A 17,020-nucleotide genomic window follows, 5' to 3' on the forward strand; every position below is an offset into this window, starting at 1 on the left:
AAAAATCACGGAACGAACATGGATATGAATACGCCATTCACATCACGCTACAGCGCTACACCCACGGTAATACTTGAAGCGGACAAGTCGACGGGTGCACAACCGATGGAGTTGTTTATTACCGATGAGCACACCGAGCATTACTTGGCGTTACAAGCAGGATGTGAATTTCATAGAGGGGCAATGGCCGGACTCTGTGGGTGGGTTTTCATTGGTTGTATAGCTGTAGGTATTTACAGTCTTATTCAAAGCGCAGAACTGAAAGGGCTGTACATAATGGTGGGAATTGGTCTGCCGATGTTTGTGGTGCCGTTCCTATGGGAAATCCTTCGTCCTTTACCTCTTCCGATTTTGTTTAATCGCCGCACCCGTGAAGTGTATTTCGATCACGACGACGCTTTATACCACGCCCCGTGGGATGGTATTTCAGCCGTAGCCAATGAGTTTCAACTGGTAGGCACCCAAATCGGTGGCATGCAAAACGCTTCGTTGGAAATTCGCATGTGGAAGTTTGAAGATCCGGCAACGGCGCTGATGGTCAGCCTTGGTCCACCCTTCGGCAAATCACTGGCGATGCAAAAAGATTTTTGGGAGTACATCCGCTCCTACATGAACAATGGCCCTTATTTTGATGATCACGGTAATCACAGTGAGGCTGATACGTTTGTAAAAAGCCAACTCTCCGTGCGACCCAAAATGAGCGACAGTTTCAAGCAGACACTGGCGCAATTAAAACAGGCGAAGAAGGATGCGGGTGGTAAAAAACTACTTACGCAGTAGCGACGTAGCAAAACTGATATTCGAGCCACTGCTCTACCCTCAGGACCGAATTCAAGAAATTACCTACAGCCTCGCCAAACGCCGCTCCCGCAACCTGTGGCCAAAAATCGTCACTGAGCGCCTGAAAGCCAACGGCCCAATCACGAGGCTTGTTGATTTGGAGTGAGGAAAAGCAACAACGAGTTGAAACAGAGTTGAGTTATTCGCCGCGAGAAGACATGACTGCTGCCAGCAGTAAAAACCATGGAGCGAGCATGGATGAATACGCCAATAACACCACGCTACAGCGCCGTACCCACCGTAACTCTTGAAGCGAATAAGGCCACGGGCGAACAGCCTATGGAGCTGTTTATTAGCGATGAGCACACTGAGCATTACTTATCGTTGCTAGCAAGTGGCGACTCTGATCGAGGAATGCTAACGGGAGTGTTGGGCGGTATGGGCGGGGTTGGGGGGATGGGGCTTGGGCTGCTCAGCTTTATGCAAAGTGGTGAGCCTGAAGGGCTGTTTATCATGCTTGCCATATGCGGGCCCTTGTTCCTAGCGCCATTTTTATGGGAAACCCTTCGTCCTTTACCTCTGCCCATTCTGTTTAACCGCCGTACCCGCGAAGTGTACTTCGATCATGATGGCGATCTTTACCACGCCCCGTGGGATGGCATCTCAGCCTTCGCCAATGAATTTCACTTAGTCGGGACCCAAATCGGTGGCATGCAAAACGCTTCACTGGAAATTCGCATGTGGAAATTTGAAGAGCCGGAAACGGCTTTGATGGTCAGCCTCGGTGCCCCCTTCGGTAAATCACTGGCGATGCAAAAAGGCTTTTGGGAGTACATCCGTTCCTACATGAACAATGGCCCCTATTTCGATGAACACGGTAACCACAGTGAGTCGGATGCATTCGTAAAAAGTCAGTTATCCGTGCGGCCCAAATTGAGCGACAGCTTCAAGCAAACACTGGAGCGGATTAAACACGCGAAGCAAGAGAGCGGAGGTAAAAACTATCTGCGCAGTATCGACGCTCTGAGCTTAGTACTCGATCTCTGCTTCTATCCCACCTGTCGCATTCAAGAGCTCACCTACAGCATCGCCAAGCGCCGCTCCCGCAACCTGTGGCCAAAAATCGTCACTGAGCGCCTGAAAGCCAACGGCCCAATCACGAGGCTTGTTGATTTGGAGTGAGGAAAAGCAACAACGAGTTGAAACAGAGTTGAGTTATTCGCCGCGAGAAGACATGACTGCTGCCAGCAGTAAAAACCATGGAGCGAGCATGGATGAATACGCCAATAACACCACGCTACAGCGCCGTACCCACCGTAACTCTTGAAGCGAATAAGCCCACGGGCGAACAGCCCATGGAGCTGTTTATTGCCGACGAACACACCGGGCACTATTTGGCGTTGGAGGCAGGCGGCGATTCAGATCGGGGGCTGTTAACAGGACTCTTTGGGTGGGTTGCGCTCGGAATGCTATGTATAGAAGCGTTGCTGATTTTCAAGGGGAATTGGGATGGTGTCCCCATAGACTTGATTATGGTGACTACGTTTTTTTGTACCGTTTCTGTGGGAAACCCTTCGTCCTTTACCCCTGCCTATTCTGTTTAACCGCCGTACTCGCGAAGTGTACTTCGATCATGATGGCAATCTTTACCACGTCCCGTGGGATGGCATCTCAGCGGTCGCTAATGAATTTCACTTGGTAGGCACCCAAATCGGCGGCATGCAAAACGCTTCACTGGAAATTCGCATGTGGAAATTTGAAGAGCCGGAAACGGTTTTGATGGTCAGCCTCGGTGCGCCCTTTGGTAAGTCATTGACGATGCAAAAAGGTTTTTGGGTACATCCGCTCCTACATGAACAATGGCCCTTATTTTGATGAGCACGGTAATCACAGTGAGTCTGATGCGTTTGTAAAAAGCCAACTCTCCGTGCGACCTAAAATGAGCGACAGTTTCAAGCAGACACTGGCGCAATTAAAACAGGCGAAGAAGGATGCGGGTGGTAAAAAACTACTTACGCAGTAGCGACGTAGCAAAACTGATATTCGAGCCACTGCTCTACCCTCAGGATCGAATTCAAGAAATTACCTACAGCCTCGCCAAACGCCGCTCCCGCAACCTGTGGCCAAAAGTTGTCACTGAACGCCTGAAGGCCGGCGGCCCCACCACGCGACTTGTCGATCTGGAGCGTGATCGGGGTTGTGGCACATCGAAGGAGAGTTGATCTTTCATCCGCAAGACGGACTGACGCTGCCAGCGGTAAAAATCACGGAACGAACATGGATATGAATACGCCAGTCACATCACGCTACAGCGCTACACCCACGGTAATACTTGAAGCGGGCAAGCCGACGGGTGAACAACCGATGGAGTTGTTTATTACCGATGAGCACGAGATTGCGCTGTCGTTGTTTGTGTATCAGGGGCAGAAGTTTGTGGAGACGTTGAGTGAGCTGCTGATAAAGGATGAAATGTCGCGATCTGATCGGTTTGCTGTTTTTGAATCATTCGTCGGTATGTTGGCTGCCGGCTTTGCCGCCGTACAAGGTCTGTCGGTGACGATCTTGCAAGGGCATATCGAGCAAATGGACAGTGCTGCCGGCAAGCTCAATACCATGAGCCGATTGGGACGCTGGGCCGGTATTGCCGGGGATGCCGCTTTTGGATTTGGTGCTTTGGCCGCCACAATCGATTCAGGTAAACATTCGCTGCAATGGGGTAAGCATTGGCCGAAGGCAATTACCAAGGCTTGGCAGCCACAACCCTGCAAATCGCCTGTGACGGCATTCTGGTGGGCACCAACACCTGGGGCGCCAAACACACGACGTCGATCATCCGCCAGATCCTCAAGAAGCCCGCCGAACTGCGTGCCCTGGCCTGGGCCGAAGCCAGTCCGCGGCTGCAGAGCATCGGCGTCAAAGCTACAGGGCCGAGGAGCTCAAGTCGGTGGATTCTGGCGCTACTGTAGGCAACGACTGAAAATTTTGTAGGCTGCGCGAAGGCATTTTGCCGATGCGTAAACAAGCTCCAATAAATGCGTTTGTTTTCGGCTGCAGGCTTCCCACAGCCGATTAAAACAAGCTGAAAACACAGGAAATGTCCGACGTATTTTTAGGGTTGGCTGTCGGAAGTGCGGCGGTTAGCGTGGTAGCTCTCATCACTCAGCAGAGAGCCACCATGCCCGACGACACACTCCAGACCCATGAGCCATTTGCGGGCCACAGTACCTCCCCGTACGTCTCAGGCGATTCGAAAAAGTTTCACCAGGCCGCCGACCGTGCACTCGACCACTACCTCAAGCCCACCGTTCCCGCAGAGGTATGCAATCGACGCAAACCGGCGATGATTTTTATCGTTGCCCCCGAAGTCGACAACGAAACGTTGCTGGCCCAGGTCTGCGAATTGCTGGCGTCGGCTAATGCCATGGTCAGCGACCTGGCCGGGCTGGTGGACGGAACCCAGCGCAACACGATGCTGGCGGTCCAGCAGGTCATCATGCTGGGTGAACTGGCGGTGAACCGGGTGCTGGATAATGTGGCGCCGCCGCAAAAGACTCAACCGCTGCTGAACAACTGACGGATCAGGTTCGGGGTGCTCCCGGTCCGGCGTTTGAACGATCACCGAAAGTTCGCCGCATCGTTGAAGCTCGAGTACTGCGCGCAGGGCGAGTTTCCAACGATGGGGTTTGAGTACCGAGAACATGGCCGCGATCCCTTGGCCAAGAGGCAATGCGCGTGAGCACAGCAAATGTTTGTCACCGTTGGGTTTCCGGGGTGTGAGGACTGTAGGAGCCGGCTTGCTGGCGAACGGGTTCAAGTCATGCGGTGCTCTTGGGGACGCCTTCGCTGGCAAGCCAGCTCCTACACAAGCCGGCTCCACAGGTGATGTGGGTGTGAGGTCGAATCAGCTCATCCGGTTGCGTTCGATCACCAGGGCCTGTTCTACACCGGCAGCAGCGAAGCCAGTTACGACAAGAACACCCACCAGACCAGTCCAAAGTTCTCGGGCGCCAGGCTGCCCTGGCGCGTAAACGGTGGTCACTGATCCTTTTCGCAGTTGACCATCCACGACACGCCAAAGCGGTCGACCAGCATGCCGAAGCGTGCCGCCCAGAACGTGGCTTCCAGTGGCATTTGCACCTTGCCGTCTTCGGCCAGTGCCGTGAACACGCGCTCCGCCTCGGCAATGCTGTCGACATTCAGCGACACCGAGCAGCCGGCCATTTCATCCGTGGGACGATCCGGTGTGGTGTCCGAGCCCATGATCGCCTGATCGCCCACCGACAGGCGGGTATGGATGATCAGGTTGTGCAGGTCCGCCGCAAAGTGTTCGCGCGCCGGGCTTTCACCGAAGGTCATCATCATTTCGATCTGGCCTTGCAGGGCTTGGGCATAGAAGGTGAAGGCGGCTTTGCAGTCGCCATTGAAGATGAGGTAGGGATTGATTTTCATGTTGCAGCTCCCGGTCATTGAGGGGACACATCGGTTGACCGTTTACCTGGCCAGTGAATTCCGATGTGCTTCGACTCGGGTAGCAAAGCCCTAAAACGCAGCGGGCGGTTGGGTTTTTTTAGATGTTTTTTCCATGGACGAGGCCAGGCTTATTGCCTCGGGTACCCGTCGCGGCGCGAGCACACGCTCGATGGCGCCACGCACCAGGCTTTCGAGCAATTCATCGCGCTCCGGTTCATCCAGCGCGGGCTGCGCCAGCCAGCTGGGCGCGCTGTTGAGCAAGGCGGCAATCGCATGCCCGGCGGCCAGCCGGCCCTGTTCACTGAACCGTGACCGGGTGCCGAGCATCAGCAGCAGTTTGCGTTCGTACTGCTCGCGCAGTTGCCGCACCCGTAGCTGTTGCTCTTCGTTCAGGCAGCCGCTGTCGCGCTCCACCAGACGATAATGCCAGGGCATCTCCTGATGCAGGTGCACATGCGCGCGGATCAGCGCCTGCAGTTTGTCGCGCTTGGCCGGCGCCTGTTGGGCGATGCGCCCCAGGGTGGCCAGCAGCTCTTCGTAGAACTCTTCGATCAGATCCAGCAGCAAGTGCTGTTTGCTGGGGTAATGGTGATACAACGAACCCGGCGAGAGCCCCAGGCAGGTCGCGAGCTCACGCATGCCGACCTGGCCAAAACCCTTGCTGGCGAACAGCTCCAGGACTTTGTCCCGGTACTCGGCGAAGCGTGTGCAACGCTCAGGCATAGGCATGGAAGCCGCGCCCCGTTTTGCGTCCCAGATAGCCGGCGGCGACCATTTCCTTGAGCAGCGGCGCAGGGCGGTATTTGCTGTCGTTGAAGCCATCGTAGAAGGCTTCCAGAATCGCCAGCACGGTGTCCAGGCCGATCAGGTCCGCCAGGGCCAGCGGGCCGATGGGCTGGTTGCACCCCAGGCGCATGCCGGCGTCGATCTCTTCGGCACTGGCCAGGCCTTCCTGCAACACCAGGATCGCTTCGTTGATCATCGGCACCAGGATCCGGTTGACCACGAAGCCCGGACGGTTGCCAGCGGTGATCGCGGTCTTGCCCAGGGTGGTGGCCATGTCCAGTGCCAGGGCGTGGGTCGCGTCGCTGGTTTGCAGGCCGCGGATCACTTCGATCAGGCCCATCACCGGCACCGGGTTGAAGAAGTGCAGGCCGATGAAACGTTCAGGCTGGCTGACGCTGGCGGCGAGTTGGGTAATGGACAACGACGAGGTGTTGGAGGCGATCACGCAGTCCGGGCTGACCTGCGCGGCGATCTGTTGCAGCACGCGCAGTTTCAGCTCGAGGTTTTCCGTGGCGGCTTCGATCACCAGTTGCACGTTCTGCAGGCTGCTGTAGTCGGTACTGGTACGGATCCGGTCGAGGGTGGCGAGTTTTTGCTCCTGGGTCAGCGTATCCTTGGCGATTTGCCGATCAAGGTTTTTGCCGACCGTCGCAATGGCCTTTTGCAGGGCGCTGTCGGAAATGTCGATCAAGGTCACCTTGAAGCCGGCCAGGGCGCAGACTTGCGCAATGCCGTTACCCATGGTGCCCGCGCCAATCACGCCAATGTCTTGCAGATTCATGTTTGTGTCCTTGCGCTCAAACCTTGCGATACCTTGGCCGTCGCAACGGCCGAAGGCGTACTATTGGCCACGAGTCTAGAACTGGCAGGGCGGTTGTCCTATGCCGAAACTGTTCAACGCAACTGGTGTTTTTTGCCAGTCGATCATGGGGAGAGAAGCGTTCAAATGCGGGAAAAAGACTCGGTGGCCGCCTACTTCATGCAGGCCATGGTCCAGGGAAAGGGGAACGATCCACAGCGCGTGGGGGCTGCGCTGGAACAGGCGGGCATCGACCCGGTATCGATGGAACAACCCACGGCACGGGTGCCGGCCAGTGCATTTGCCGCCCTGTGGCTGATCCAGATCCGCGAACTCGACGACGAATTCTTCGGCCTCGACTCCCACGGCATGCCACCGGGCAGCTTCGCCCTGATCTGCCGGGCGCTGATCCAGGAGCCCGACCTGCACAAAGCCATGCGCCAGTGCCTGGTCAACTTCGCCCTGTTCCTGCGGGACTTTCGCGGTACCTTGGCCGTGCGCGGAAAACGGGCGGTCATCAGCCTGGAAACCCGCGCGCAAAACGATGACCTCGCCCGTTTGGGCGAAGAGACGTTCCTGGTGTTGATGATCAGCCTGCTGTGCTGGCTGGGCGGTCGCCGCATTCCCATCGACCGTGCGGACTTTCGCCATCAACGCGTTCCCCTCAGCGATGACCGTTTGCTCTGGGGCCCCAACCTGACCTTCGGCGCCGAACGTACCGAGATCGAATTTGCCAGTCATTACCTGCGCTTGCCGGTGATTCAGGACCTGGCCTCGTTGAAAGTATTCCTGCGCACCGCACCGCAATGGCTGGTGATCCGCTTCCGCAACCAGCACGGCCTGGCGTCGCAGGTGCACCAGCGCCTGCGCCACAGCCATTACAGCGAATGGCCGACCTTGCAGGCCTTCGCCCTGGAACAGCACCTGAGCTCCAGCACCTTCCGCCGCAAACTGGAGCGCGAAGGCTGTTCGTACCAGGAGATCAAGGATGAGGTGCGGCGCGGGGTGGCATTCGAGCAGTTGCGCCAGAGCAAGGCGAGCATCGGCGATATTGCCGAGCGTTTGGGGTTTCAGGAGCCGAGTGCGTTTCATCGGGCGTTCAAGAAATGGACGGGGGAGAGTCCGGGGCGGTATCGGGCGCGGTTTCAGGGTGAATTGTCAGAAGGCTCTGACAGACCGATCTGATTAAGCGCGACCCCGATGTTTTCGGCGGTTTCGGCCTGTACAGTCGCAGCTCCTAGTCTCTGTTCAACGCTGTTTGCAACAAGGACGCTGACCCCAAGGAGCTGGAGCCTGTCGATGACCGATATTGAAAACATTCCCCCGAGAACCGTAAACCCGACACCCGATCGCTTTAGCCAATTGAGTAAGAGCCTGTTGTGGCTCAATGAGCGCGCCTGGCCATTGACCCTGGTCATACTGCTCACGGCCGGGGTGTACCTGTATCAATACATTCAGGAAGAAAAGATCCCGCTGAGTATCACCTCTTCAGCGGTCATCTCTGCACTGCCGGTCATGTCCGCGATACTCGTGTTCATCATTTCGGTGCTGGTGGCTTTTGTCCTGTTGCCGATTTTCGTCCTGTTTCATCGACTGAATGATTCCGGCAAGCGGTTGAGCGACGAGCTCACCCTTGATCAAACCTGCGCCGAACACAGGGCGCGCCACCGGCGAATGCTAGGGCGCTGGGGCGGCGGCCTGTTGCTCCTCGGGACTTTCTGCGCGTTGCTCAGCGTCATCGGCTCGCAGGTGGCGGGCAACTGGTACTGGGGCACTGCGGCGGTAGTGGGTACGGGACTGACGATTGCCTGTTACTGCTGGGTAATGACGCGCGGTGTGGAAGGCCCGGTGTCGATGGATTTTCGCATGGCCTGTGTCATGTCCGCCATTGTTCAGGTATGCGTGATTCTCAATGTCACAATTGTGGCGATCAACATCGCCGGCCAATACGTCAGCAGCCTGTGGTGGCTGGTGCCGCTGATGCTGGTGGAATTGCTGGTGGTCTGGATGATCCAGCTGCTGGGTGCGTTGTTCGTGGTGAAGATGCGCAGCCATGAGAATCCGCTGGCCTTGGTAGCCTCCGCCGTCATAGTCCTGGTCATCGTTCTGGGCTTGTATCCACCCACAGGCGCCAAACTGGGCGGGTTTTCCTTCCAAGTCTCGGCTTCCGGCGCACGCAATTGCACCCTCATGAATTTCGCCCCCGAGAGCAAAGGGCTCGAGACGCTCACGGATCCCGACAGGCCTGGCTTCAGTCGCCCGTTACGCGTCATCGCCGAGGCGGACGGTACGTATTTTGTGCGCCTGTGGAAGACCGACTCCAAGGCGGTGCAGTTTGTACCGCGTGCCAGCCTGTTGGGCGTTGATGTCTGCCCGGTCGCCAAGCCCAAGACTGCTTCCTCCGGAGCCCCCGCGCCGATCCCTGGCTGAAGTACCATGGCGCATTGTTGTCCTCACCACGCCGGGTCCAGCGCCGTATGCCAGTTGCTCTTAACCGCTTCACCACCTTGCTCGACCAGGCCAGACGCGCCTTGCTGCTGGTCTGGGGCACTTCTCGCGGTCTGTTCCTGGGGCTGGTGCTGGCCACCCTGATTGCCGGTGTACTCCCCGCCATGGCCGCCTGGCTGGGCCAGCGTATCGTCGATGCGGTGGTGTTCGCCATGCAGTTGCACGCGCAGCAGGGCAGTGCGCCGTTGTGGCCGGTGGTGCGTTATGTGTTGTTCGAAGCCGGGGTGCTGGCGTTGCTGTCCGGGACCCAGCGGGCGCTGTCGGTGCAGCAGTCGCTGTTGCGGGTGCAGCTGGGGCAGAAGGTCAATACGATGATTCTGGAAAAGGCCCAGACGTTATCGCTGGTGCAGTTCGAGAATTCCGAGTTCTACGACAAGCTGGTGCGGGTGCGGCGCGAGGCTTCGACCCGGCCGTTGGCGCTGGTGATGAAGTCGTTGGGGCTGATCCAGAACCTGATCGTGCTGATCAGCTTCGGCGTATTGCTGGTGCATTTTTCGCCGTGGGCCCTGGTGTTGCTGGTGGTCGGTGCGTTGCCGGTGTTCTTTGCCGAAGCGCATTTTTCCGGGGATGCCTTCCGCCTGTTCACCCGCCGCGCGCCGGAGAGCCGGCAGCAAAATTACATCGAGACACTGCTGTCCCACGAAGGCTATATCAAAGAGGTCAAGCTGTTCGGTTTTGCGCCGCTGTTATTGAAGCGTTATCGCGAGACGTTCGCCCGTCTCTATGCCGAAGACCGGCGCTTGACGCTGCGCCGTGATGGCTGGGGGTTCGGCTTGGGGCTGTTGGGTACCGCTGCGTTTTATCTGGCGTATGCCTGGGTGGTGGTCGATGCCGTCCATGGCAACATCAGCCTCGGCCAGATGACCATGTACCTGGTGTTGTTCAAGCAGGGGCAGACGGCGGTGAGCAACAGTCTCAGCGCCATCAGTGGTCTTTATGAGGATGGCCTCTATCTGTCGAGTCTTTATGAATACCTGGCGGAACCGGTGGTGATCGATACCGGCAGCCTGACGGCAGGCGCACTGCCCGGCGATGGTTTGCGTTTCGAGAACGTCGGTTTCCGTTATCCGGGTGCCAGTCGCGCCGCGCTGGAAGGCATCGATCTGCACCTGGTGCCTGGACACAGTGTGGCGCTGGTGGGAGAGAACGGTTCCGGCAAGACCACCCTGATCAAACTGCTGACCCGTCTGTACCGTCCCGATCAGGGCCGTATTCTGCTGGACGGCAGCGATCTGCAGGCGTGGGAAGAAGGCGCGCTGCGTCGCCGCATCGGCGTGATTTTTCAGGATTACATTCGATACCAATTCTCGGTCGGCGAGAACATCGGCGTCGGCGACACCCTGGCCTTCAACGATGAACAGCGTTGGCAGGAGGCTGCGGCCGAGGGCATGGCCGCACCCTTTATCGAGCGTCTGGATCGCGGTTATGCCACGCAACTCGGGCGCTGGTTCGCCGGTGGGCAGGAACTGTCCGGCGGGCAATGGCAGAAGATCGCCTTGTCCCGCGCCTACATGCGCCGCGAGGCCGACATTCTGATTCTCGATGAGCCGACTTCGGCACTCGACCCTGCGGCGGAAGCGGCGGTGTTCGAGCATTTCAGCGAGCACACCGAAGGCCGCATGACGTTACTGATTTCCCACCGCTTTTCCAGCGTGCGCAATGCCGATCACATCATCGTGCTGGATCAGGGTTCGATCCTGGAGCGGGGGGATCACGACAGTCTGGTGGCGGCGGGCGGGCGCTATGCGCAGTTGTTCAACTTGCAGGCCAGGGGATATCGCTGAGCCTCAGGAATCCTGGGCGCGCCGAGTCACGGCCGGCCCCGCGACCTGGGCCGGTGGTGTCGACGGCATCAAGCTGTCCAGTGCCTTGCGGTAGGTCTGCCCACCCTGGCTCATGCTGTTGTTGTGCGACGCCCCGGGCACCAGCAACAGACGCTTGGGTTCCAGGGCCGCATTGAATAATTGTTCGCTGAAGCGTGGCGGCACGTAGCGGTCGTCCAGCCCGTGGACCACCAGCAGCGGCATGTTGATCCCGGCGATCTTGTCGATGGAATCGAATTTCTGCGACAGCAGCCAGCGCACCGGCAGGGAAGTATTGGCCATCGCCGTGGCGACGTCGGCCAGGGAAGTGAAAGTAGACTCGATGACCAGCCCGCGAGCCGGCACCGGGGTCTGCGCTTTTGCGGCTGTCTGGCCCAGCTCGGCCGCCAGGTCGATGGCCACGGCGCCGCCGAGAGAATGACCGTAGATCAGCCGTTTGTTCGCGTCCGGTTGCAGCAACTTGAAGCGTTCCCAGGCAACTCGTGCATCTTCGTACACCGTGGTTTCCGAGGGCAGGTCGCCGTGACTCTGACCGAAACCGCGGTAGTCGATGGCCAGCACCGAATAGCCCAGTGCCTGCAGTTGCTGGATGCGAAACAACTGCCCGGTGAGGTTCCAGCGTACGCCATGCAGGTAGAGGATCGCCGGCGCATTCGCCCGTTCCGCCGGCCACCACCAGCCATGGATACTTTGCCCGGCCTTGAAGCTTTTGGGCTGCAGCTCGAACTCCTGGACGCTGCTAGGCAAGCCGCTGTACCAACTGGCAGTCCCCGGTTCGATGCGGAACAACAGCTCCCGCTCCTTATGCTCCAGCACCGCGCAACCCACAGGCAGGCCGACGAGCAGCGCGGCCATGCATAGTAGCGCTAGCCAGCGTTGGCGTAGACGAGCGAGGAGGGAAGTGGGCATCGGGCGGTCCACGGTAAGAAACTGAAGTTCGGGTTTTAGCAGAAGCGTGCGCAGGGCGGGGGAAATTTCGACGATCGTTCACCCCCCCTGTAGGAGCTGGCTTGCCAGCGAAGGCGTCCGTTCAGGCGATAAATCTGTCGACTGACCCACCGCTTTCGCGAGCAAGCTTGCTCCTACGGTGGAGTGTCAGTCGATATCAATGTTGCTGATCCGCTTTCGCGAGCAAGCTTGCTCCTACAAGGGGTCAAGGTCGGCCCAGGATCGGGCTCAATCCACCCGCAACACAATCTTGCCAATGTGCTCGCCCGCTTCCATCCGCGCATGTGCCTGGGCTGCATCGGCCAACGGATAGACCTTGTCGATCATCGGCAAGCAACGCCCGGCGGCGAGGACGGGCCAGACGTACTCGCGCAATTGCTCGGCAATCGAGGCTTTTTCTTCGCGGGTGCGCGAGCGCATCAAGGACCCGGTGATCGTCGCGCGTTTACCCAGGATCGCCATCAGGTCGACCTCTTTGGCCTGGGCACCGCCGAGAAAGCCCAGCATCACCAATCGACCGTCCATGCCCAGCGCCGCGATATTCGGGTTCAGGTACGAGCCGCCCATGATGTCGAGGATCACATTGACGCCTTTGCCAGCAGTTTTCTCCTGGATGACCTGGACGAAATCCTGCTCGCGATAATTGATCGCCTCGGCCCCCAGCTGACGAATCGCCGCGCACTTTTCTTCACTGCCCGCCGTGGCGAAGGCCTTGATCCCGAATTCGCGACACAACATCAGCGCGGTGGTGCCGATGCCGCTGGTTCCGCCATGGATCAATGCGCGCTGGCCTTTGCTGGCGCCACCGAGGTCGAACAGGTTGGCCCACACGGTGAAGAAGGTTTCCGGGATCGCCGCGGCTTGCAGCCAGTCCATGCCTTGGGGAATCGGCAGTGCCTGACTGGCCGGGGCGACGCAATACTGCGCATATCCGCCGCCATTGGTCAGCGCACACACGCTATCGCCGAGGATGAACTCAGTGACGCCCTGGCCGATCGCCACGACTTCACCGGCCACTTCCAGCCCGGGGATGGGGCTCATGCCGGGTTTCATCGGGTACTTGCCCGCGCGCTGAATCACGTCGGGGCGGTTGACGCCGGCGGCGTGGACGCGGATCAGTATTTCGCCGGGCCCAGGGGTGGGGACGGGGACCTGGTTGGGTTGCAGGACTTCGGGGCCTCCGGGTTGGGTGATTTCAACCTGGGTCATGGTTTGGGGCAAAGTCATGTCGTCTACCTGTCTGGAAGGTGATCTGTAGATAGGACCGCGTCGTCGCGCGGTAGATCAAAAGATCGCAACAGCAACAGCCTGCGATCTTTTGATCTTATGGCATTTGCGGCAGTTCCTGCGGGCGCAGGTCGAACACCAACACCTCGGCATCCACACCCTTGCTCAAGGTCAACAGCTGTTCATCGCGAACCCGCACCCCATCGCCTTCCTGCAACAGCACGCCGTTGAGTTCGACGCTGCCCCGGGCTACATGCACATAGGCATAGCGATTCGCACCCAGCGCCAGGCTGGCGCTTTCCTTGCCATCGATCAGGCCGGCATACACCCGCGCATCCTGGCGCACCTTCAGCGAACCCTGTGTCCCCTCAGGGGAAATGATCAGTTGCAGGCGGCCGCGTTTCTTCTGTGTGCTGAAATGCTCCTGCTGATAACGCGGTTTGGCGCCGCTCAGTTCCGGCACGATCCAGATTTGCAGGAAATGCACCGGCCGGGTCGCCGAGTGGTTGAACTCGCTGTGAGCGACGCCGCTGCCGGCGCTCATCAGTTGCACATCGCCGGGGCGGATCACCGAACCGGTGCCCAGGGTGTCCTTGTGTTCCAGGGCGCCTTCGAGCACATAGGAGAAAATCTCCATGTCGCGGTGCGGGTGCTGCCCAAAGCCTTTGCCGGCCGCCACGCGATCATCGTTGATCACCAGCAGGTCGGAAAATCCCTGCTCTTTCGGGTTGCGGTAGTTGGCGAAGGAAAAGGTGTGGAAGGACTTCAACCAACCGTGATTGGCGGCGCCGCGATCAGAAGCTTTGCGAAGGGTCAGCATGATGGAATTCTCCTGTGGGGACGTTGATTCGTCCGAGTGAGGAGAAGGTTAATGGTTACTGGTGGGTGCAATAAGTAGGTGGAAATTGAAATACTGTCGCGTTTAGGTTGACAGTTAGCCGCGGCTAATAAGGTATTCTTAGCCGACACTGCATCTCTTAATGCCGGGCGCATACCCTTGTGGGAGCGGGCTTGCTCGCGAAAGCGGTTTGACAGTCACCATCATTGTTGAATGTGAAAACGCTTTCGCGAGCAAGCCCGCTCCCACAGGGGTTTGGTGTTTGGCAGACTTACCTTCTTATGACCTCAGTGATTTGAACTCATGAAAACCGTGGCAATGGTGTTGTTCCCCGACTTTCTCCTGCTCGACATGGCCGGGCCCATGGAGGTGTTTTCCATCGCCAACCGTTATCTGCCACAGGCCCAGCGCTATGAGCTGTCCACCATCGGCACCGAACACGGCGCGCTGCAGGCCTCCAACGGCGTCAGCGTCCAGGCCGACCGGCACATCGATCAGGCAACCGAGGCCTATGACCTGTTACTGGTGCCCGGCGGTCCCGGGGCCTATAACGAAAAACATCCGCCGTTGCTTGGCTGGCTGCACGGCGCTGTCAGCCGCGCAGGCCGGTATGGTTCGATCTGCACCGGCGCCTTCGTGCTGGGGCATGCCGGGCTGCTCGACGGCTACCGCGTCACCACCCACTGGCACTACACCGAACGACTGGTCAAGGGCTTTCCCAAAGCGAGGGTAGAGACCGACCAGATCTACGTGCTGGACCGTAACCTCATCACGTCCGGCGGCGTCACTGCCGGTATCGACCTGGCGCTGGCGGTGGTCGCCGAAGACCATGGCAAGAAAGTCGCCCAGGACGTGGCCAAGGTGTTGCTGGTGGTGATGAAGCGCCAGGGCGGGCAGGCGCAATTCAGCCCGTTGACGGCCGCCGTCGCCCCGCAGGAAACGCCGGTGACCCGCGTGCAGAACTACATGCTCGAGCATCTCGATGAAACCTTCAGCATCGAGCGCATGGCCGGCTTGGCCACTATGAGCCCACGGCATTTCGCCAGGGTCTTTACCCGGGAAGTGAACATGACGCCCATGGAGTTTTTGCAGAGTGCGCGCATCGATTGCGCCAGGAACCTGCTGGAAACCAGCGACCTGCCCCTCAAGACCGTGGCCTTCAAAAGTGGCTTCGGCAGCGTGCGGCACATGCGTTTCCTGTTCAGTGAAAAGCTCGGCCTGACCCCGACCCAGTACCGCGAACAGTTCAGCTAGAGCATTCTTGTCCGTTGTGCGCACCCTGATGTCCGCGACGCTCCCACCATGGTGGTTGTACCGTCACCGAGGCCTGCCAAGATAGCGCTGAACCCTTTGCGATGGAGATGCGGGAGCCTGGATGAGGTGTGCGATAGAGCGTTGCTGCACTGTGCGCCGGTCCGGTTCCAGCACGAGAACCTGCATGAACAGCCTCAGAGATTTGAACAGCGAAGCGCTGCTGCGATTCGGTCCCTATGTGTTCCACCTGCGTCAGCGACTGGTCCTGCAGGGTGATCGGCCGCTGCGCATGGGTGGACGGGCCCTGGATATCTTGCAGGTGCTGGTGGAGCGTGCCGGCTCAGTGGTCGGCAAGGACGAGCTGATCGCGCGGGTCTGGCCGACGTCGGTGGTCGAGGACATCAACCTGCGGGTGCACATTGCGGCGTTGCGCCGGGCATTGGCTGACGGCCAGGACGGGCAGCGTTATATCGTCAATATTCCGCAACGCGGCTACAGCTTCATCGCACCGGTGCAGCACGAACCGGACGGTGCGCCGGTCTCGCTCGAGACGCTGCAGAAAGCCCGGCACAACCTGCCTGCGCGGTTGTCGCCGGTGACAGGGAGGGACTCGATCGTCGGCAGCCTGGTGCGGCAGCTGCCCGTTCGCCGGCTGATGACCCTGGTCGGTCCCGCCGGCATCGGCAAGACCACCGTAGCATTGCGCGTGGCCGAGTTGCTGTTGCAGCACTATCAGGATGGCGTCTGGCGGGTGGATCTGGCGGTAATCGATGACCCGGCGCAAGTGATCGATCATTTGAGGCGAGTGCTCGAACTGGACGTTGGCACCCGCCTTGACGTGTTGGCGCAACGGCATACGTTGCTACTGCTCGATAATTGCGAACACCTGCTCGACCCTTGCCGGACTTTGGTCGAAGACTTGCTGATGGCAGCGCCCCGGTTGTCGATCCTGGTGACCAGTCGCGAACCGTTGCAGGCGTCGGGGGAAACGGTGCAGCGTTTGCCACCTTTGGCGGTACCGCCCGCTTCGGCGATGCACAGTGTGACCGAGGCCATGGGCTATTCGGCGGTGCAGTTGTTCGTCAGCCGTGCACGCGCCCGTCAGCAAGGCTTTACCCTGCGGGAACAGGACCTGCAGGCTGTAAGGGAAATCTGTCGGCGGCTCGATGGTTTGCCCCTGGCCATCGAACTGGCGGCAGTGCAAATCGACGCGTTGGCGCTGGTCGGTTTGCAGGCCCAGCTCGACAATTGTTTTGAGCTGCTGACCCAGGGCCGGCGTACGGCGGTCCCACGGCATCAAACCCTGAAAGCGGCGCTGGACTGGAGCTATGAACGGCTGAGTCCGGTGGAGCAGGCCGTTTTGCAGCGTCTGGCAGTATTCAAGAGGGCCTTTACCCTGGAAGCGGCAATCGGCGTGATCGGTTGCGCGCAGCTGCTGCCTGGCCGTCTGGTCGAAGTGATCGAACGCCTGGCGCTAAAATCCTTGCTGTCGCTGGAGCAGGGCAGCGGCGTGACTCGTTACGGTTTCCTCAACACCACTCGCAGCTACGCCCTGGAAAAACTCCAACACGAGGGTAATGCTGAATT

The 17,020-nt window shown here is 59.0% G+C and carries 16 protein-coding genes and 1 pseudogene; 11 read left to right on the forward strand and 6 right to left on the reverse strand.

What is annotated here, in order from left to right; translation table 11 throughout:
- Window positions 1-18 precede the first annotated feature (18 nt).
- From ELQ88_RS34645 to ELQ88_RS14055, 6 genes are all read left to right on the forward strand, one after another.
- Window positions 19-780 (forward strand): hypothetical protein, encoded by a 762-nt coding sequence (locus ELQ88_RS34645; RefSeq protein WP_228761610.1) that lies wholly within the window; start codon window positions 19-21, stop codon window positions 778-780.
- 258 nt (window positions 781-1,038) lie between these two features.
- Window positions 1,039-1,962: a hypothetical protein gene (locus ELQ88_RS34650; protein ID WP_228761611.1), complete on the forward strand. Its 924-nt coding sequence runs from the start codon at window positions 1,039-1,041 to the stop codon at window positions 1,960-1,962.
- Between the two features lie 92 nt (window positions 1,963-2,054).
- Window positions 2,055-2,384, forward strand: a complete 330-nt coding sequence (locus tag ELQ88_RS14040) for a hypothetical protein (protein WP_138965754.1) — start codon at window positions 2,055-2,057, stop codon at window positions 2,382-2,384.
- Between the two features lie 16 nt (window positions 2,385-2,400).
- Window positions 2,401-2,655: a hypothetical protein gene (locus tag ELQ88_RS34655; RefSeq protein WP_228761612.1), complete on the forward strand. Its 255-nt coding sequence runs from the start codon at window positions 2,401-2,403 to the stop codon at window positions 2,653-2,655.
- A gap of 402 nt (window positions 2,656-3,057) precedes the next feature.
- Entirely contained in the window at window positions 3,058-3,768 is a 711-nt protein-coding gene (locus ELQ88_RS14050; protein WP_138965757.1) for a hypothetical protein, read from the forward strand.
- Between the two features lie 187 nt (window positions 3,769-3,955).
- Entirely contained in the window at window positions 3,956-4,354 is a 399-nt protein-coding gene (locus ELQ88_RS14055; protein WP_138965759.1) for a DUF6124 family protein, read from the forward strand.
- Window positions 4,355-4,815: 461 nt separating this feature from the next.
- Here ELQ88_RS14055 and ELQ88_RS14060 read toward each other — a convergent pair whose 3' ends face one another.
- The 3 genes from ELQ88_RS14060 to ELQ88_RS14070 form a co-directional block, all read right to left on the reverse strand.
- Complete coding sequence (locus ELQ88_RS14060) at window positions 4,816-5,229, reverse strand: VOC family protein (RefSeq protein WP_138965761.1); 414 nt, start codon at window positions 5,227-5,229, stop codon at window positions 4,816-4,818.
- A gap of 90 nt (window positions 5,230-5,319) precedes the next feature.
- Window positions 5,320-5,979, reverse strand: coding sequence for a TetR/AcrR family transcriptional regulator (locus ELQ88_RS14065; RefSeq protein ID WP_128869653.1), 660 nt, complete (start codon window positions 5,977-5,979; stop codon window positions 5,320-5,322).
- Window positions 5,966-6,817 carry a 3-hydroxybutyryl-CoA dehydrogenase gene (locus ELQ88_RS14070; RefSeq protein WP_128869652.1) on the reverse strand — a complete coding sequence of 284 codons (852 nt, stop codon included), beginning with the start codon at window positions 6,815-6,817 and terminating at the stop codon, window positions 5,966-5,968. Before ELQ88_RS14070 ends, ELQ88_RS14065 begins: the two co-directional genes overlap by 14 nt.
- Window positions 6,818-6,982: 165 nt before the next feature.
- Here ELQ88_RS14070 and ELQ88_RS14075 point away from each other — a divergent pair, with 165 nt between their 5' ends.
- The 3 genes from ELQ88_RS14075 (at window position 6,983) to ELQ88_RS14085 (ending at window position 11,127) form a co-directional block, all read left to right on the forward strand.
- Entirely contained in the window at window positions 6,983-8,020 is a 1,038-nt protein-coding gene (locus ELQ88_RS14075; RefSeq protein WP_138965763.1) for an AraC family transcriptional regulator, read from the forward strand.
- 114 nt (window positions 8,021-8,134) lie between these two features.
- Window positions 8,135-9,265 carry a hypothetical protein gene (locus tag ELQ88_RS14080; RefSeq protein ID WP_138965765.1) on the forward strand — a complete coding sequence of 377 codons (1,131 nt, stop codon included), beginning with the start codon at window positions 8,135-8,137 and terminating at the stop codon, window positions 9,263-9,265.
- Window positions 9,266-9,312: 47 nt separating this feature from the next.
- Entirely contained in the window at window positions 9,313-11,127 is a 1,815-nt protein-coding gene (locus tag ELQ88_RS14085; RefSeq protein WP_138965767.1) for an ABC transporter ATP-binding protein, read from the forward strand.
- Window positions 11,128-11,130: 3 nt separating this feature from the next.
- Here the strand turns inward: ELQ88_RS14085 and ELQ88_RS14090 are convergent, their stop codons facing one another.
- From ELQ88_RS14090 to ELQ88_RS14100, 3 genes are all read right to left on the reverse strand, one after another.
- Entirely contained in the window at window positions 11,131-12,075 is a 945-nt protein-coding gene (locus ELQ88_RS14090; RefSeq protein WP_138965769.1) for an alpha/beta fold hydrolase, read from the reverse strand.
- 267 nt (window positions 12,076-12,342) lie between these two features.
- Window positions 12,343-13,341 (reverse strand): NAD(P)H-quinone oxidoreductase, encoded by a 999-nt coding sequence (locus ELQ88_RS14095; RefSeq protein ID WP_138965771.1) that lies wholly within the window; start codon window positions 13,339-13,341, stop codon window positions 12,343-12,345.
- A gap of 97 nt (window positions 13,342-13,438) precedes the next feature.
- The gene (locus ELQ88_RS14100) at window positions 13,439-14,161 is read right to left on the reverse strand and encodes a pirin family protein (RefSeq protein WP_138965773.1); all 723 of its coding nucleotides are present in this window, start codon (window positions 14,159-14,161) and stop codon (window positions 13,439-13,441) included.
- Between the two features lie 321 nt (window positions 14,162-14,482).
- On the opposite strand from ELQ88_RS14100, the gene ELQ88_RS14110 reads away from it, so the two are divergent.
- Together ELQ88_RS14110 and ELQ88_RS14115 are read left to right on the forward strand one after the other, a co-directional pair.
- On the forward strand, window positions 14,483-15,433 hold the full coding sequence (locus ELQ88_RS14110) for a GlxA family transcriptional regulator (RefSeq protein WP_138965775.1): 951 nt from the start codon (window positions 14,483-14,485) through the stop codon (window positions 15,431-15,433).
- A 184-nt stretch (window positions 15,434-15,617) separates the two neighbouring features.
- Window positions 15,618-17,012, forward strand: a pseudogene (locus ELQ88_RS14115) (winged helix-turn-helix domain-containing protein); the annotation flags it as partial.
- Between the last annotated feature and the right edge of the window lie 8 nt (window positions 17,013-17,020).

This window comes from Pseudomonas sp. MPC6 (assembly GCF_006094435.1).
Classification (GTDB): Bacteria; Pseudomonadota; Gammaproteobacteria; order Pseudomonadales; family Pseudomonadaceae; genus Aquipseudomonas.

Bases quoted from the DNA above. Each gene is read 5' to 3' on its own strand.
- ELQ88_RS14110 (WP_138965775.1), top strand. From the start codon at position 14,483: ATGAAAACCGTGGCAATGGTGTTGTTCCCCGACTTTCTCCTGCTCGAC.
- ELQ88_RS14065 (WP_128869653.1), bottom strand. From the start codon at position 5,979: ATGCCTATGCCTGAGCGTTGCACACGCTTCGCCGAGTACCGGGACAAA.
- ELQ88_RS14090 (WP_138965769.1), bottom strand. From the start codon at position 12,075: ATGCCCACTTCCCTCCTCGCTCGTCTACGCCAACGCTGGCTAGCGCTA.
- ELQ88_RS14075 (WP_138965763.1), top strand. From the start codon at position 6,983: ATGCGGGAAAAAGACTCGGTGGCCGCCTACTTCATGCAGGCCATGGTC.
- ELQ88_RS14040 (WP_138965754.1), top strand. From the start codon at position 2,055: ATGAATACGCCAATAACACCACGCTACAGCGCCGTACCCACCGTAACT.
- ELQ88_RS14085 (WP_138965767.1), top strand. From the start codon at position 9,313: ATGCCAGTTGCTCTTAACCGCTTCACCACCTTGCTCGACCAGGCCAGA.
- ELQ88_RS34645 (WP_228761610.1), top strand. From the start codon at position 19: ATGGATATGAATACGCCATTCACATCACGCTACAGCGCTACACCCACG.
- ELQ88_RS14080 (WP_138965765.1), top strand. From the start codon at position 8,135: ATGACCGATATTGAAAACATTCCCCCGAGAACCGTAAACCCGACACCC.
- ELQ88_RS34650 (WP_228761611.1), top strand. From the start codon at position 1,039: ATGAATACGCCAATAACACCACGCTACAGCGCCGTACCCACCGTAACT.
- ELQ88_RS14070 (WP_128869652.1), bottom strand. From the start codon at position 6,817: ATGAATCTGCAAGACATTGGCGTGATTGGCGCGGGCACCATGGGTAAC.
- ELQ88_RS14100 (WP_138965773.1), bottom strand. From the start codon at position 14,161: ATGCTGACCCTTCGCAAAGCTTCTGATCGCGGCGCCGCCAATCACGGT.
- ELQ88_RS14055 (WP_138965759.1), top strand. From the start codon at position 3,956: ATGCCCGACGACACACTCCAGACCCATGAGCCATTTGCGGGCCACAGT.
- ELQ88_RS14095 (WP_138965771.1), bottom strand. From the start codon at position 13,341: ATGACTTTGCCCCAAACCATGACCCAGGTTGAAATCACCCAACCCGGA.
- ELQ88_RS14060 (WP_138965761.1), bottom strand. From the start codon at position 5,229: ATGAAAATCAATCCCTACCTCATCTTCAATGGCGACTGCAAAGCCGCC.
- ELQ88_RS14050 (WP_138965757.1), top strand. From the start codon at position 3,058: ATGGATATGAATACGCCAGTCACATCACGCTACAGCGCTACACCCACG.